General features: G+C 53.3%; 7 protein-coding genes. 1 reads left to right on the top strand and 6 read right to left on the bottom strand.

The window, feature by feature from the left end; all coding sequences use genetic code 11:
• Positions 1 to 77 precede the first annotated feature (77 nt).
• Positions 78 to 2750 carry an ABC transporter permease gene (locus ACS5NO_RS03095; RefSeq protein ID WP_439413785.1) on the top strand — a complete coding sequence of 891 codons (2673 nt, stop codon included), beginning with the start codon at positions 78 to 80 and terminating at the stop codon, positions 2748 to 2750.
• Between the two features lie 91 nt (positions 2751 to 2841).
• On the opposite strand, the gene ACS5NO_RS03090 is transcribed toward ACS5NO_RS03095, so the two are convergent.
• From ACS5NO_RS03090 to ACS5NO_RS03065, 6 genes are all read right to left on the bottom strand, one after another.
• The gene (locus ACS5NO_RS03090) at positions 2842 to 3936 is read right to left on the bottom strand and encodes a hybrid sensor histidine kinase/response regulator (protein WP_439413784.1); all 1095 of its coding nucleotides are present in this window, start codon (positions 3934 to 3936) and stop codon (positions 2842 to 2844) included.
• 37 nt (positions 3937 to 3973) lie between these two features.
• Positions 3974 to 7282 (bottom strand): PAS domain S-box protein, encoded by a 3309-nt coding sequence (locus tag ACS5NO_RS03085; RefSeq protein ID WP_439413783.1) that lies wholly within the window; start codon positions 7280 to 7282, stop codon positions 3974 to 3976.
• A 120-nt stretch (positions 7283 to 7402) separates the two neighbouring features.
• Positions 7403 to 10054 (bottom strand): ABC transporter permease, encoded by a 2652-nt coding sequence (locus tag ACS5NO_RS03080; RefSeq protein ID WP_439413782.1) that lies wholly within the window; start codon positions 10052 to 10054, stop codon positions 7403 to 7405.
• 115 nt (positions 10055 to 10169) lie between these two features.
• Entirely contained in the window at positions 10170 to 12803 is a 2634-nt protein-coding gene (locus ACS5NO_RS03075; protein WP_439413781.1) for an FtsX-like permease family protein, read from the bottom strand.
• 74 nt (positions 12804 to 12877) lie between these two features.
• The gene (locus tag ACS5NO_RS03070) at positions 12878 to 15523 is read right to left on the bottom strand and encodes an ABC transporter permease (protein ID WP_439413780.1); all 2646 of its coding nucleotides are present in this window, start codon (positions 15521 to 15523) and stop codon (positions 12878 to 12880) included.
• An 84-nt stretch (positions 15524 to 15607) separates the two neighbouring features.
• Positions 15608 to 18214, bottom strand: a complete 2607-nt coding sequence (locus ACS5NO_RS03065) for an ABC transporter permease (RefSeq protein ID WP_439413779.1) — start codon at positions 18212 to 18214, stop codon at positions 15608 to 15610.
• Positions 18215 to 18312 lie beyond the last annotated feature (98 nt).

The raw sequence follows: 18312 nt of genomic DNA, 5'->3' as shown, positions 1-18312 counted from the left end.
AAAATGATAAAGGGCGAATGCAGCCGGAATACTTTATCATTTTACATTCATCATTTAACATTTGATATTGAAAAAACATGGAGCCTATCAAACGGCCAGATCATCCAAACCGAAACGTCGGACCGCCACCCCGCTGGGCCGCCACCCTGCTCGGCTGGCTGGGCGATCCCAACACCGTCGAGGAGGTCCAGGGCGATTTGCTCGAACTGTATGCGTATTGGGTTGAAACCGTGGGCGAACGGAAAGCCCGCTGGCGGTATGCCCTGAGTGTTTTGAAACTATTGCGGCCACTGGCCAAGCGGAAATCAGTTGCTGAGTATCCTTCACCTTTTTTACTAAGTCCTGACATGATCCGGAATTATTTGAAAATCGCTTTTCGAAACCTCGCCAAAAGCAAAGGGTATTCGTTCATCAACATCACCGGTCTGGCTGCGGGCCTGGCATGTACGGTTGTGATTTTTCTGGTGATCAGGCATGAAACCGGCTACGACCGGAACCACGCCAACGGAAGCCGGATTTACCGCGTTGAAACCGAAAATACCAAAGAAAAACACACCTCTCCGGGCACCTTTACCGGCATGGTGAACGCTCTGCGGACGGATGTCCCCGAAGCAGAACTCGTCGTTCCGCTGTTCAAGGTTGGAGGCAGCATCTTTGCCGTTCCCTCGACCGACAAACGGTTTAAAGAATCGTTCGTATTCGCCGACAACAGGCTATTTCATTTACTGAACTATCAGTGGCTTGCGGGCAATGCCCGGACGGCTCTCTCGCAACCCAACACCGTTGTCTTAAGCCGGGCGTATGCCGAAAAGTATTTTGGCACCACGGACGTCCTCAACAAAACCATTCAGCTTGACAACAAACAGGATTTGATGGTGGCTGGTGTGCTGGAAGATCAGCCGTCCACAACCAGTTTCCCGTTCGATATGCTGGTTTCGTTTTCCACCCTCAAAAACACCAGTCCGGATTTTGATTTGAATAAGTGGAACGGATGGGGAGACAATTTCCAGGTGTTTGTGTTGCTAAAAAAAGGCATTGCCCCCGCGCAACTGAACAAACGGTTTCGGTCGATCATACTCAAATACATGGACAAAGAAGCGCTGTCCAACAAAAACTTTCTGCTGAACCCGTTATCCCAACTCCATTACAGCAGCAACCTGAGCGGTCGGACGGCCAACCTCAGTTTACTCAAGACCCTGTCATTCGTTAGCGTGCTGGTGCTGCTGATTGCCTGCTTCAACTTCATTAACCTCAGCACCGCCCAGGCATTCAAACGGGCGAAAGAGGTCGGCATTCGCAAGGCCGTGGGCAGCAACCGCTGGTCGCTGGTCTATCAGTTTCTGACGGAAGCCGGGCTGATTACGTTTCTGGCGGTTTTGGTTGCCATCCTGCTCGCACAAATTACCCTCTCGACCGTAGCCGGTATGCTGGCGGTTCCACTCACCACCTCGGATTTGTTCTCGTGGCAAACCGGTTTGTTTGCTTTCATCCTGGCGGGCCTGACTACGTTGCTGGCGGGGGTTTACCCGGCGTTCCGGCTGTCGGGCATGGCACCAATCTGGGCGTTGAAAAACAATACGCTGACGCAGGGAAAGCAATGGTTTTCGTTGCGACAGGGTTTGGTCGTCGTTCAGTTTACGGTTTCACTGATTCTTATCAGCAGTGCGATGCTGATCAACCAGCAGCTTACTTTCTTCCGAAATGCCGATCTGGGCTTTAACAAAGCGGCCATTATTACCGTCGGATTACCCGACAACAAACCCGAAAAACGGCAAGCCCTTCTTAACCAACTGGTCGCATCTTCGCAGATCAAGGACGTCAGTTTCTCGTTCAACAGCGCATCGGCAGAAAGCAACTGGATGCAGAGCATGCAATACCGAAAAGGTACCAAAGCCATCGACATCAGGACCCAGACGAAAATGGGCGATTCGCGTTACCTGGATACCTACGGCATCCCATTGCTGGCCGGGGAAAAACTCAGGGATACCGATACCTCTTCCGCAGCGATCAAAGTCATTGTCAATGAAATATTCCTGAACCGATCGGGCATCAGCCGACCGGCCGATGCCATTGGGCAGAAAGTATATTTCGGAGACAGTCAGGAGTTCGCCACGATTATTGGCGTAACCAAAAACTTCAATGTCAACTCACTGCACCAGAAAATCGACCCGACACTGATTATGGTCGTACCAAAGAATTTTTACCAGGCAGGCATCAAACTACAAATGGAGAACCCAACCGCCGAAACGGTACAGGCGGCTTTGGCGCACATTGAAAAGGTCTGGACAGCCACATTCCCGAACCAGGTGTTTGAGTATAGTTTTCTGGACGAAACCCTGGCGCAGGCCTACAAGTCGGAAACCCGGACGGCGCAACTCATTGACGCATCGACGTTTCTAGCGGTTTTGATTGCCTGTCTCGGTTTGTTCGGTCTGGCCACGTTTACCGCTGAGCAGCGCACCAAAGAAATCGGCGTTCGTAAAGTATTGGGCGCATCCGTAGCCAGCATTATTACGCTGCTCTCCAGAGACTTCCTGAAACTGATTCTGATTGCGATCATCCTGGCGTCACCGATTGCCTGGTATGCCATGAATCAATGGCTCCAGAATTTCGAGTTCAAGATTGAGATCAGGTGGTGGGTATTTGCACTGACGGGCCTGCTGATGGCGGGAATCGCCCTGCTGACCGTCAGTTTCCAGAGCATCAAAGCGGCTTTGATGAATCCGGTGAAGAGCTTAAGAAGTGAATGAAAATCAAGGGAATAGCGAATAGTAAATAATGAACACTGAATAACGAAGTGGCTTCGCCGACGTCCAGCCTTCGTTATTCATTATTCAGTGCTCATGATTCGTTATTCACACCTTGAAAAACAGCCGCTACCGACGTCTCTCCCGTTGGCAGGCTTTCGATTTCGAGGGCATTTCCCGTCACTTCCAGCAGTTTTTTGACGATGGCCAGCCCCAATCCAGAGCCTTGCTGCTCGTAGCTTTTGCGGTCGAACTGGACATACGGTGCAATGCGGGCGATGTCTTCCGGTTTGAATGGTTGTCCACGGTTCACAATGGTCAATCGGTAGGAATCGCCCTCCCGGCAACCCGTAATCCGAATGGGATTTGACCCATCCGAAAACTTGTGGGCATTGTCGATCAACTCATCCAGCACAATCCGCAGACCGGTTTCCGAAATGCAGACCGGAGCCTCTGCCACCTCAATCTGACATTGGATAGGCTGATCGTGCCGCTCATTAACCGTGCGGATTTGATGATTTACCACATCAGACTCCAGTCGTGAAACGCCGTTGATAAACTGGATGGACGCCGGATTTTCCTGAAGGTCTTCCATGAGCCGCAGATTGTCCAGCGAACGTTTCAGGCGCAGCCCACAGGTTTTGATCATGCCCAGCATCGACAGGCTATCTTCCTGATCGAATTCGTTGTAATGCTCCATCAGTAGCGTAACGAAACCCAGAATACCGCTCAGGGGGGTGTTGTATTCATGGTTGGACATCCGGGTGATGGTCCGGCGGAGTTCTCCTAACCGGCTTTGCAGATCAGATTCCCGCAGTGCCTCGCGCTGAAGACGGCTCTCGATAGCCAGCAACAGGCTCTCCAGCGTGAATGGTTTGGTCAGGTAATCATCCGCCCCCGAGATCATACCCCGGCGCACGTCGGCTTCCTCCGTTTTGGCCGTCAGAAAAATGAAAGGAACCGTTGCCAGTGACCGGTTGCTCCGAATGGCTTCCAGCACCTGGTATCCATCCATCTCCGGCATCATGATGTCGCACAGGATGAGGTCAGGCTGCGATACCATCGCCAGACTAATGCCCTCCCGCCCATTGGGGGCCGATTCCACGTCGTAGCCTTTCAGACTCAGTAAGGTAGTTACATTGTCCCGAATCGGGGTTTCGTCTTCAATCAGTACGATTCGCGTAGCCATAAGGGGTGGATTTTTGAGAGGGGTGAACAGACCGTGATTACGCCGGCGGGCTGGAAGGACTGGTGGGTTCGATGGGCAACCTAATGGTAAATGTTGATCCTGCCGTTTCCTGGCTTTCGACGGTGAGCGTTCCCCCGTGAAGCTCCACAAACTGGCGGGCAATCACCAGACCGAGTCCGGTGCCCTGAATGCTGGCCGTATTGCTGGCCCGGAAAAAGGTTTGAAAGAGCGAGGACAGTTCGTTGGCCGGGATGCCAATGCCTTCATCGATGACCTCAATGACCAACGTCTGCTGCTCAAACCGGATCACCAGGCCGGGATTGGCTTTTGAAAATTTAAAAGCATTGGACAGTAAATTGACCAAAACGTGGGTCATCAGCTTTTCATCCAGATACGCCCGGGACGACGGCCCGACCAATGAAACACGGACGGTTCGCCCGTCGGGCTGGTGGCTAAAATGACTGCCGATGATCTGCTGACCCAACGCCAGCACATCGACCCATTGGGGATTGAAAGCCACTTTGCCCGATTCAATCTTGCCAATGGTGAGCATATCCGAGAGCAGGCCGGTATAGTTCTGAACCTGCTGTTGAATGACTTCCAAATAGTTTTTGATGGCTGGGCTGGCGGTTTCCGGCGGTTGTTCCAGATACAGACGAATCAGATCGACACTGGTCTGGATGGTGGCCAGGGGTGTCCGGAACTCGTGCGATGCCGTCGAAACGACCTGCGATTTTAGTTTGCTGAGTTCCTGTTCGCGGGCCAGCGATTGCTGCAACACCAGTTCTTTCTCTTTCTGGCTGGTAATGTCGTTGGCAATCCCGATATACCGAACCGGCACGCCCTGGTTGTCTTTCATGACGAACGTCCGGATCAAAAGCCACCGGACTCCCTGGTGTGTGCCTTTCACGCGGCATTGAACCGTCACTTCCTGCCCCTCCCGGTATTTTTCAAATTCGGCCAGCGTTGCGGCCCGGTCTTCTTCCAGAATCGTGTCCAGAAAAGAGTGCTCATCCTTGAGCGCATTCTGGCGCACAATCCCAAACACGCGTTCGTACGCCGGATTGATGTACAGCAATCTGAACGGCTCCACCGAGTGAATCCAGAAGACCTCATCTACGTTTTCGGCAATCTCGCGAAACCGCTGTTCGCTCTCCCGCAGGGCATCTTCGGCCAGTTTTCGCTGGGTAATGTCCCGAGCCGACCCATACACCAGTTTGTCGATTCCAATGGCATTCCACTCGATGATCCGGTAGGTCCCGTCTTTTTTGCGAAACCGGTTAATCTGGTTGCGAACCGGCCGGTGCAGAATGCCCGTCAGCAGGTGCTGAAAAACGAACTTCTGTTCGTCGGGATGCAGCAAATGCAAAAATGGAATGGCCATCAGTTCGGCTTCCGTATACCCCAGTGCAACCTGAAAAGCCTGGTTGATTTTCGATATGTTTCCCTGGCTGTCGGAGATGCAGTGCATGTCTAGCGCCCCCACGAAGAAGGTATTCAGCTCCCGGTTTTTCTGTTTCAGTTTTTCTTCAGCCGCCTTGAGCAACGAAATATCCGTCGCCATGCCCACATACCCCGTAATCTCCCCCTGCTCATTCTGCAGCGTGCTGGTGGTCAACAAAACCGGAAACCGCTTTCCTCCTTTGCCTTCAATCAGGCATTCGGTCTGAAAAAAACCCTGTTCCTGCAGGATCGGCTGAATCAGAAAAGCAGGCGGAGCACTGGGCAGTTCGGCCTGGTAGGTCAGAATGGGAACCGGGGCTTCGGAAACGTCAAAACGCGTCTGGGGATGTCGGCCAATGAGTTCGTCAGCCCGGTAGCCCGACACCTGTTCAACAGCCGGATTCGCCGTCAGAACCACACCCTGCGTATCGGTTGAGATGATGGCCTGCCCGGCATTTTTGAGAATGGCATTTTGCAATGCCAGGAGTTGGCCGAGTTCCCGGGTTCGTTCCGCCACCCGCTGTTCAAGTTGTTCGGTATGCTGCTGCAGCCGTTCATTCAGGTATTGCTGGTAAATAACAATGGCTAGTTGACTGGCCACCTCGCCGGCAATCTGGCGGTATTCTTCCGTAAAAAACCGGGGGGTGTGCGACAGCAGCACAAAAGCGCCGATGTATTGCTGCTGGCTGAACAGTGGGATAACGAGCAGCGACCGAACTCCCCGTTTGTACAGGTTCAGTTCTGGTGGAATGCCCACGGAATCCGGTTGCAGGTGATCCAGCAGCCAGGATTGCCCACTCAACAGCGGTTCGACTTTAAACGGATGGATGGGTAATCCGGGGGCCGTCCGGGTGGCCATTTCATTACCCACCAGCCAGCTTTCGGCCTGCGCCAGGCCCGTTGCGTCGTTAAACCGGAAAACCACCAGTTGCTCACACGGCACCAATTCCCGGACGTGCAGAAGGGCGGCAGCTTCGGGTCCCTGTTCGGTCAAACTCTGGTTGAGCAAGGCCCGTTCAATGGCCTGAAACCCCTGAAGACGCTGGTTCGTCCGGGTCAATGTCTGATTGATCCGGTGCAGTTGTTCATTTTTCTGGTGCAGCAGATCGGCCTGCTCCCGCAACGCCTGCTGCTGTTTTTGCAGGGGTGTAGTGTCCAAATACGTCAGCAACACCCCATCGCCGATTCGGGTCAGATGACCTTCTACCCACAAATCCAGCCCATCGGCCTGGTAATGCGTTTCGTAGTGTTTGGGAATCCCGGTTTGTAACACGTCCACAAGTCGCCCGAAGGAACCCTGTTCACGGGCCGACGGGAAAATGTCAAGTATGCTGCGATTGATCAGCTGCTCAACGGAGAAGCCCACCGTCCGGGCGTTGACGGGATTGGTTAAGGCATACCGAAAGTCTGTGACGTCACCAGCCTCGCTCCGAACCGGGTGAAACAACGCCAAACCGGCCGGTAAATGCTCGACAATATTTTGCAGCAACTGAGTTTGTTGCTCTAGCGCCAGTTGGGCTTGTTTGGACTCGGTAATATCGAGGGCGGTGATAACGATCCCTTCGTATTTTTTGCTCACCGTAACATCCACCCAATTAATGGTGTTGCCAATCGGGTGTTGCCGTTCAAAGCGCTGGGTAATGCCGGTTTCCCAGGCCAGGACGTACCGGCTGAAAACGCCCGTATCGACGAAACTGGGAAAAACCTGGAGCATGGTCATCTGGCTAAACTCACCGGGACTCAGTGCTGCCATGTTCAGAGCGGCACGATTTCCCCAGATGTAGCGAAAGTCCGCGACCTGGTTGTTTTGAACAACAGGCTGGCAATACAACACCGCAACCGGAATAACCTCCTGAAAGCTCTCCAGTTGTTGAGCCCGAAAGGTTTCATTCTGAAAAATCATACACGCTGAGTACCCCGTATATAGGTCAACAGGAGCTTTGCCTACAAAAGGGTAAGTACCTGATTACGGCAAAAATTGAGCCAGATCGCAGACCCTTTCCGGAATCCTTGCGTGCTCATTTTATTCGGAATGCAACGACTTCACCGGATTCCTGAAAGCGGCTTTGACAGACTCATAAGACACGGTGAGCAGGGTAATGCCCATAGTCAGCAACGCGGCCAGCGCAAAAATCCACCAGCTCAGCTCAATCCGGTATTCGTAGCTCCGGAGCCAGTGGGTCATCAGCCACCAGCCCAGCGGAGCAGCCACCAGAAAGCCCAGCAAAACCAACTTGCCGAACTCCCGGCCAAACAGCCACAAAAGCTGCACCTGAGTGGCTCCAAGCACTTTCCGAACGCCGATTTCCTTCGTCTTCGATTCGGCCATGAACGCCACCAAACCGTAGACGCCCAGACCACCAATCAGAATGGCCACCAGCGAAAACATCTGAATCAGTCCCAGCAAAATCCGTTCGGTCACGTAAAACTCATTCACCAGGTCGTCTACGAAAACCGGCTTGAAGATGTTTTCGGGAAACTGCCCATTCCAGACTTTCTCAACCGCCTGAACCGTAGCAGTCCGGTTGTCCGGAGCTACTTTCAAAGCGGCTATGGCGAAATCCGTATGCGAATTGAGCAGGGCCATGGGCGGCACACTGCCGTGGACTTTGCCAATCTGAAAATCATTCACTACGCCCACCACGGTTTGGGTTCTCCCAAAAACCGTGAGCCGTTTGCCCAGGATAGCCGCGGGAGTTGGCAGCGTCAGTTGTTTGATCATGGCCTGATTCACCAGCACTTCGTTGTTCGTCGAATCGTTGGTGCGGAAATTCCGCCCGGCAACCAGCTTCAGGCCGAACAGCGGAATGTAGTCTTTGTCGCCTACTTTCACATTAACCGGGAATTTCTCCGGTTCCGGATGACTGTCGTAGGTAAACGGAACCGGCGGCCGGCGATACGAAGCGGGGGGATCGCCCGCCAGCGCCACCTGTTCAACGCCGGGGAGCTGAGCCAGTTGCTCGCGCAGGGTCTGTTGCTTCAGTGGGTTGTTCGTCGGCACCGGAACCGTCAGCACCGATTCTTTCCTAAAACCCAGATCGGCCTGCTGCATGTGCTGCACCTGCCTCGTCATGACAATGGCCCCAATCACGAAAAGTTGCGTAATAAAAAACTGAACGACCACCAGGCCGCGCCGAACCGAAACGCCACCGATCTGTTGCGTCGTCAGCCGTCCGCGCAACGCCATCACCGGATTGAACCGCGACAGAATCAGGGCCGGATATAAACCGGCCAGCAGAATGACCGCCAGAATCAGACCGCCAAACCACCACAACGCGTCGGGCCGAAACACATTCAGCACCGAGAGATCCGCATTCAGTTTCGCCAAAGCCGTATTCAACAGGGGCAGGTTGAGTTGAGTCAACAGCAAGGCCAGCCCGACTGCCGCCAGCACCACCAGGGTGGTTTCGGTCAGAAACTGGCCGATCAACTGCCCGCGCGTGCTTCCGATGGCTTTCCGAACGCCCACTTCTTTCGACCGTTTGATGGCGCGGGCCGTGGCGACGTTGACAAAATTGATGCAGGCAGCCCCAACCAGAAAGAGGCCCAGGATGATCAGCGCATACAGAATAGGGAGCGGGGCATGACCGCCGTATTGGGGATTGTGGTTCAGGTCGCTCAGAGGCAAGGCTCGAAAGTCCAGCCGTTTCGCTTCCGGCCCGGCCAGGTATTTTCGGCGAATGGCCGGAAAGGCCCGGGTCAACTGACCAACGGAGGCTCCTTCCCGAAGCGTTACAAAGCACAGGGCAGCGGGGGCATCCCAGCGTTGCATGGCGTGTGAATCGCCCATTAACACGGGAAAAGTCACGTAGGAAACCAGCATCTCCAGGGGCAGCTTGGTATTGGACGGCGGGTTTTTGATAACGCCCGTAACGGTCAGGCTCGTCTGGTTATCAAACCGCAGTGTACGGCCGATGGGGTCGGCATTGTCGAAGTATTTGTGGGCGTAGCGTTCCGATAAAACAACCGTATTGAGCGCGTTCAGGGCGGTTTCCGGACTTCCCTTCAACCATTCTACCCCAAATACCTCAAAATACTGTGGTTCGACAAAACCGATGTTGCGCGACTCTTCGAACTTTTTCGCCAGACCGCCTTTCCCGTCCGGGATGCCGATGATTTTCCGGAACGCCAGTTCCAGACGGACGGCGGTTTCCACGAACGGATAATCCCGGCGCAGCACATCGCCCAGCGGCCGGGGTGTGGCATCGCTCGGAACCACCTGATCGTGCCGAATGTCTGTCACGACCCAGTAGGTCCGGTCGGCCTTGGCGTGATACCGGTCGAAGCTGAACAGCCAGTCGACCAGCAGAAAAATCATCAGGCCACTCGCCAGACCGATAGCCAATCCGACCGTGCTGATGGCACTCGAAAGCCGGTTTCGCCAGAGATTGCGCAGGGAAATGAGGAGGTAATTACTGAGCATGGTTGGGTTTAGAATAGAAATTGAAGAAGAAGCATCCGATTTAAACGGCCATCCGGCCGAACGTCGGCCCGGTCGGGGCTTTGCAAATCCCAGCACATCCCACCAATACCGCCATCTGGCCCGCCGTTCGCCGATGCGTTTCACCTGATACAAAAACTCCTCCTGCAAATCGCCTTGTACCTCCTCCAGGCGGTGGGGAGAACAAAAGAATTTCAGAAGCTGGTCGGCGAGTTTTGGGGGTGCGGGTATCACTTCAACCTTTTTAATTTAAAATGTTAAATGATGAATGTTAAATATAAAAGGGTGAATAGAGCCTAACTCCTTTGACATTCATCATTTGAAATTTAGTATTTATCATTCCCTTATTTCATTCGCTTCTCAGACTCTTCACCGGATTCATCAAAGCGGCTTTGATGCTCTGGAAACTGATCGTTAGTACGGCCACCGAAACCGCCAAACCAGCCGTCAAAACGAGCATCCACCACTCCATCTCAATGGCGTAAGCGAACCCTTCCAGCCAGCGGCTCATCGCCCACCAGGCCAGCGGGGAAGCCAGTAGCGTTGCGACGGTCACCAGGCGGAGAAAGTCTCTGGACAGCAGAAGAACCACGCCCGAAACCGTTGCCCCCAACACCTTGCGAATCCCGACTTCTTTGATGCGCAGTTGAGCCGCGTAGGCCGATAAACCAAACAGGCCCAGACAGGAAATAAAAATCGCAAAAACCGCAAAAACCGTCAGCACATTGCCCACGCGTTGTTCTGAATCGTAGAGCCGGGCCAGTTTTTCGTCCAGAAAGGTGTAGCTAAACAGGCTTTTGGGCGATAAACGAGCCAGGGTCGATTGCGCAAACTGGACCGTTTCGGGTAATTTGTCACCTTTTATTTTCAGTAAAAAATAGTTGGCCTGACCGGGATGCTGAACAATCACCAGCGGTTCGACAGCGCTATGCAGGGAAGCAAAATGAAAATCATTGACAACGCCCACAATCTCGCCCGTATCACCCAGTGAAACCATTTTCTGGCCAATCGGCGACTGTAATTTAAGCGCTTTCACAGCCGCTTCGTTCAGAATATAAGGGAAGTGAGCACCTTCGGTTTTCCGCCCGAAATTGCTCCCGGTTTTCAGTCCAATTTTCAGCACCGGAAGCATGTGTTCGTCGGCCCACATAAACCGCATCTGACTGGCATCGTCGGCTTTTCCTAACGGGGTGAGCATATCGGTACTAAACCGGTCGCCGGGCAGAACCGAAATCAGGGCAACATCCGTGATCGCGGAATTTTTCAGCCATTCATTCTGGATCGTAGACACCTTTTCGTGCATTTCCTGACCATAAAGTTTTACGGCCACGACCTGTTCCTGATCGAAGCCCAGCTTCTTGTTCTGGAAAAACTGCATTTGCCGGTACACCACGATGGTACTGAAAATCATGAAAACCGAGACCGCAAACTGGAAGACGATCAACCCTTTGCGCACCAGCGTCACCGACGAAACCGAACTCTTCCTGCCTTTCAGGGAGGTAACCGGCTCGAAACTCGAGATGAACCACGCGGGATACAGGCCGGCAACCAGGCTGATCAATCCGGCCAGCAGCAGCATAATGACAACATTTGCCGTGTTGAAAAACTGCCCAAACTGAAGGTTTTTAGCCGTGAGCGCGTTGTAAAACGGAATCGCCAGCCGGAACAGCAGGAGCGCCAGAACCGCGGCCGTCAGCGTCAGCAGGAACGATTCGCCCAGAAACTGTTTCACCAACTGTTCTTTTCGCGCGCCCAGCACTTTCCGTACACCCACCTCCTTCATCCGGTTAAAGGCCTGCGCAGTAGCCATGTTGATGAAGTTGACCGACGCCACCAGCAAGATGAACAGAGCGGCCACCCCAAACACATACACGTACAGAATGTCGCTGTTCGGCCCCATTTCCTTTTCCAGCTTCGAATGCAAGTGAATAGCCCTGATGGGCTGAAGGTGCGTCTTCCGGGCCGTCAGAATATCTTTCCGGTTTTCGCCCGCCACCTCGTAGAATTTCACCATAAACGCCGGTAGTCGCGCTTCCACTTCCGACAGCGAGGCATTGCGGTTCAGCAGCACGTAGTTGTAAAATCCCGACCAGCTCCGGTTTTCCAGCGACCTTTTATCGGCGAAGCTATAATAGGTGGACATGGAAATCAGGTAGTCGAATTGCAGGTGGGTCGGAAACGAAAAGTCGCTGATCACCCCCGTCACGGTCAACGGGCGTTTGTCCAGATCATCCTGAATCACTTTGCCCAGCGGTTCGTCGTCGCCGAAGTATTTTTTGGCCGTTGCTTCGGTCAGCACGATGCCATCGACCTGTTTCAAAGCCGTTCGCGGATCTCCTTTGACAAACACCAGATCAAACACCTCGACCACCGTCGAGTCGGCATAAAAACCGCGTTTCTCTTCAAACTGCCGAAGTTCACCGCCCGACAGTGCATAACTGAATACCCGATCAGGATAGGGACGGTGGAACCTCGCCAGGGTCTGAATAGCAGGAATTTGCTGCTTCATTTCCACACCGATAATGGGCGATGTAGCGGCCCAGATCCGGCTTTTCTCACCAATATTCTCCGTGGTAATCCGGAAAATGCGGTCGGCTTTCGTAAAGCCTTTGTCGTAACTCAGTTCCTCCTTGACGTGGAGAATGATGAGCAAACCGCACGCCAGCCCCAGCGCCAGTCCAGTGATGGTAAGCGTACTGTTCAATCGATAGCGAAGCAGGTTCCGCCAGGCAATTTTGAAGTAATTCCGGATCATACTTGGGTTCGTTAATGAGGTTGTTGAATCGTCACTCGATTTTCTTTTTACGGCAAACTGTATTACAAATCCCAGCACATCCCACCAATACCGTCCTCTCGCCCGCTGTTCGCCGATGCGTTTCACCTGATACAAAAACTCCTCGTACAAATCGCCCTGAATCTCCTCCAGCCGGTGGGGAGAACAGAAGAATTTCAGGAGACGGTCGGCGAGTTGGGGTGGTTGCATAGAGTTATGAGTGAAGAGTTAAGAATTATGAGTTGGCTGACGCACTTAACTCATAATTCTTAACTCTTAATTCTTCATTCCGAGCGCAGCGAGCGAACAGGATTCACCAAAGCCGCTTTGATACTTTGAAAACTGACGGTTAGCAGTGCAACGGCCACCGCCAGAAAACCGGCCAGTACGAAAACCCACCACTCCAGATCAATCCGATAGGCAAAATCCGCCAGCCACTCATTCATCGCATACCAGCCGATGGGCGTGGCAATCAGGATGGCGATCAATACCAACCGCATAAAGTCTCTGGAAAGTAGCACCACAATGCTGGCAACGGATGCGCCCAGCACCTTGCGAACGCCGATTTCCTTGGTTCGTTGCAGGGTGGTGAGTGCCACCAGGCCGAAGAGACCCAAACAGGCAATGACCACCGCCAGCCCCGCGAAAATGCCGAACAGTTCCCCGATCCGCTGTTCGGACTCGTACATTTTGTTAAACCGCTCATTCAGAAAAGAATAAGAGAAGGGATTGTCGGTTTCGGCTTTCCATTTCTGTTCTACTGTTTTGAGAAAAGCCGGTAAATTCTCCGTCTGGATGCGCAGGGCCAACTGGTACCCATCTCCGCCATACAACATGATCAGGGGCGCAATGTGCTGGTGCATGGACTCAAAATGAAAGTCTCTGATTACGCCGACCACCGTGTAGGTGTGCCGGTCGCCCGGACTGCCGTCGCCCACGGTTGCGATGCGCTGCCCAATCGGGTTTTTCCAGCCAAATTGCTGAACGGTGGCTTCGTTGACCAGCACCGCAGCGCTATCGCCCGAAAACGCTTTGGAGAAGTTGCGGCCCAGTGCCAGCCGAATGCCCAGAGTCGGCAAATACTGCTCGTCGATCCGGTAGGTTTTTAGCCGGTAGGGGCTCGTTTCGGCGGGGGCATTCACATCCCGAACACCGTCAAAGCCACTGTTGGAATTCCCGGCGGGCAGATAACCCGCCAGACTGACACTCGCGACTTGTGATTGCTTCGCCAGTTCGGCTTTGAACGCATTCAATTTATTACCCAGCACGTAGGTATCGTGCAGAATCAACACCTGTTCTTTGTCGAAGCCAACTTTTTTGTTCTGAATAAACCGCAGTTGCTGATAGACCACCAGCGTTCCGATGATCATGCCGATGGAAACGACGAATTGGATTGTAACCAGCGTATTCCGTAACCAGCCGCTGCGCACCCCGGACGCGAGTTTGCCTTTCAACACGCTAACCGGTTTGAACGACGACAGGAAAAAAGCCGGATAGCTTCCGGCCAGCAACCCGACCACCAGACAGCCCACCAGCGTGTACGTGATCATCCGGACGTTCAGCAGCGTATTCAGATCGAACGTCTTGGTCGCCAGTTGATTGAACGTCGGCAGTACGGCAATCACCAAACCGCAGGCTACCAGCAGCGCCAGAAACGTGATCAGCACCGATTCGGTCAGAAACTGACGAATCAACTGCTGCTGCACCGAACCCAGCACCTTGCGAATGCCGACCTCCTTGGCCCGGTTGGCCGACCCGGCGGTCGACAGGTTCATGAAGTTGATGCAAGCCAGCAACAGAATAAAAACCGCAATGGCCGAGAAAATGTAAACGTATTTTTCATCGCTGTTTGGCTCCAGTTCACCTTCCCGGTCCGACTTCAGGTGAAGGTCCGAAATCGGCTGGAACTGAAACTCGAACCGGTCGCCTTTGCGGAGGTATTCGTCGTAGCTCATGCCGAGAAATTCCTGCACTTCCGGGCCGAGATACTTCCGGACAATCTGCGGGCTCTGAGCTGCCAGATTGTCTATCGAATAGTCTTTCCGCAGCAGGAAGTACGTGTTTGCACCGCTGGACATCCACTTTTCACGCGCGTGAAGCGAGCGGTAGGAGCCAAAAAAGTCGTAATGAAAATGCGAGTTGGACGGCACATCCTGGCAAACCCCTGTTACCCGAAAAAGGCCCATGGTTCCCATCGTCAGGCTTTTGCCGACGGGGTTCTGAGCGCCAAAATACTTCCGGGCGGTCGATTCGGTGAGAACGACGGTATTGGGTTCGGTCAACACTGTCAGACGGTTTCCTTTCAACAGCGGTATCGAAAAAATCGTAAAAAAACTGGAATCCGTAAACACCACCCGTTCTTCCTTGAACCGTTCGTTGCCGTATTTGATCACAAACGTCCCTTGTTCTTCCAGGCGTGTAAAGGCTTCCACACCCGGATAATCGTGTTGGATGGCGGGTCCGGCGGGGGCGGGAGCATACGCGATATCGAGTTCTTTGCCGCCTATGCTGCCCTGCAGCGTCATGCGAAAAATCCGGTCGGCGTTCGCGTTATACCGGTCGTAACTCAGCTCGTCCTGCACAAACAGGACAATGAGCAGACAGGTGGCCAGACCGACAGCCAGACCGGCGATGTTGATGGCCGAAAACGCTTTTTTCCGCCAGAGATTCCGCCAGGCAATTTTGAAGTAATTCTGAATCATCGTCGGGTTGGTTAGATGCGTTGTTGAATACTTAATTGACTTTCTTGTAAGCGCAAACGACAGAATAAACCCCAGCACATCCCACCAATACCGTTCCCTCGCCCGCCGTTCGCCCGCCTGCCGAAGCTGGTATTGAAACTCCTCGTGCAAATCGCCCTGTACCTCCTCCAGCCGGTCGGGGGCGTAGAAGAATTTCAGAAGTCGGTCGGCGAGTTGGGGCGGTTTCATATTTTTTAGTGAAGAGTGAAGAGTTGGGAGTGAAGAGTTTTTAAGCTTGCGTCAGCCAACTCATAATTCTTCACTCTTCATTCTTCATTCCGAACGAAGTGAGGTTACCGGATTCATCAAAGCGGCTTTGACACTCTGAAAACTGACGGTTAGCAGCGCGATCACCACCGTCAGCAAGCCCGCCAGCGCGAAGACCCACCACGCGAGATCAACCTGATACGCAAACCCTTGCAGCCAACGGTTCATGGCATACCAGGCAACGGGAAAGGCGATAAGCATGGCGATGGCGACGGGTTTCAGGAAGTTGGCCGACAGCAGGACCACAATGTTCGGAACCGAAGCACCCAGCACCTTGCGAACGCCGATTTCTTTCGTGCGCTGCTCGGCCATGAAAGCCGCCAGCCCAAACAAACCCAGGCACGAAATAAAAATAGCCAGAAAAGCAAAAGCATTGGCGAGTTGGCTGACCACCTGTTCGCTGTGGTATAATTTGGCGTATTCCAGATCCGAAAACTGGTAGGTAAACGGAAAATTGGAATTCAGTTCTTTACAGATTTTTTCGAGACTGGCCAGCGCTTCCCGGGTTTTGCCGGCTTCGGTCCGAACCAGAATACTGCCCCATTTCTGCTGTTCGTCCAGCCGGACAATCAGCGGTTCAATGGCCTGGTGCATGGAATTGAAATGGAAATCTTTCAAAACGCCGATGATCTTTCCTTCCCGGTTTCCCCACCACATCGACTTTCCGATCGGATTTTTGTAGCCAATTTTCCGAACAGCCGCTTCATTGACGAGATAGCTGGCCGAATCGGTGCCGAACGCCCGGGAAAAATCGCGTCCTTCGGCCAGTTTCAGGTTCATGGTTTTCAGGAAGTCGAAACCCACCACGGCGTCGGCAAACGGCACAGACAGCGTAGGCGCTTTACCAACCCATTCGATGTCGCCCCGGTGGTGGCCAATCACCGTTGGGGATTCTTTCATCCGCGAAATGGTCAGGATGCCCGGCTGTTTCCCCGCTTCGTCCTTGAACAGATTGTATTTCTGAACCAAATCTCCCTCGATGGGAATATAAAGCAGATTTTCGCGGTCATACCCAATGTTTTTGGACTGGATATAGCCCATTTGGCGGTAGATCACGATCATGCCCACGATGAGAATCATGGAAAGCGAAAACTGAAAAACCACCAGACTTTTCCGGAAAAACGTTGCGCCGAATCCCAGACGCGCCGACAGCATCCTCCCTTTCAAAGCCCGGATCGGATTCATGGAAGACAGAAACAGTGCCGGATAACTCCCCGACACCAAGCCAGTCAGGAGCAGAAGCCCGACCAGACTGGCCCAGAAAACCGGTTGTCCGAACGGTAGAAACAGGCGCTTTCCGGTCAGTTCATTAAAGGCGGGCAAGAGAATGAGCACCAGCATCACCGCCAGCACCACCGCGAAAAACGCGAGCAGAATGGCCTCGCCCATAAACTGCCCGATCAAGGCGGAACGAACTGCCCCGACCACCTTCCGAACGCCCACTTCCTTCGCCCGTTTGGTGGAGCGGGCCGTGGCCAGGTTCATGAAATTAATGCAGGCAATGAGCAGAATGAAAACCGCTACGATACTAAAAAGCCGCACGTACTCAATCCGTCCGCCATCGACCTGACCGTTTTTGAAGGTGGCCTGGAGGTATTTTTCGGGATACGGCTGCAGGGCGAGTTCGGTATGTGATCCGGCGGTTTTCGTCGTATACTGGTAGATGAACTCTTTGATTTTGGCCTCTACTTTCGCCGGATCGGCTCCCGGACGAAGCTGCACGAAAGTAAAAGGGCTCGTGTTGCTCCAGTTATTAACCCACTGATTTTCTTTCACATACGCTTTCCAGCTCCGCAAAAAATCAAATTGCTGCGACGAGTTGGCGGGCAGGTTCTCGAAAACCGCCGTCACCATCAGGTCGTCCTGGTTCTGGTAGCGAATCGTCTGGCCGACGGCATTCTCCGGTTTTCCAAAAAACAGTTCGGCCATCTTTCGCGAAATGGCAATGCCTTCCGGCGTGTTCAACGCGGTTTCGGGGGTTCCCTGCACCAGCGGATAGCTGAACATGCTGAAAAAGTCGGCACCCGCAAACGAACCATCGGCCTTGTTGATTTTCCCGGCCACTTCAAACGTGACCGTCCGGCTTTGCTCCAGACCGCTGGCCCGTTCCACTTCAGGAACGACCCGTTTTAATTCTTCCGCCAGCAGGCCCTGCGTATAATAGGAGGCTTCCACCTTGCCGTCATAAAAACCGCGTTCGTAGATCTGAAAAAGCCGGTCGCCGTTGGCGTGAAAACCGTCGACGCTTCGTTCGTCCTGAACCCACAACAGAATGAGCAGGCTGCACGCCATGCCGAGGGCCAGCCCGACGATGTTGATGGCCGAAAACGCTTTGTTGCGAACCAGATTGCGCCGGGCAATTTTAAAATAGTTGCTGATCATTGTTGGGTTCATCGGTTGAGTTGTTGTTGGATATTTCATTGATTTTCGTCTGATCGCAAATGGTTTCAGAAAGCCCAGGACACCCCACCAATACCATCTCCTCGCCCGCCGTTCGCCCACCCGCCGGAGCTGGTATTGAAACTCCTCGTGCAAATCCCCCTGCACCTCCTCCAGCCGGTGGGGAGCACAGAAAAATTTGAGGAGACGGTCGGCGAGTTGGGGCGGTTTCATTGGGTTTATAATTTCAAATGGTAAATTTCAAATGATGAATGATAAAATATCTCAGCACGTCACCGTCTCCTCAATTATCAAATTTTTACATTCATCAT

It is taken from the genome of Larkinella fluvii (genome assembly GCF_051857545.1).
Lineage (GTDB): Bacteria > Bacteroidota > Bacteroidia > Cytophagales > Spirosomataceae > Larkinella.
The sequence above is the reverse complement of the archived record's forward strand: the minus strand, read 5'-3'. Positions and strand labels throughout refer to the sequence as shown.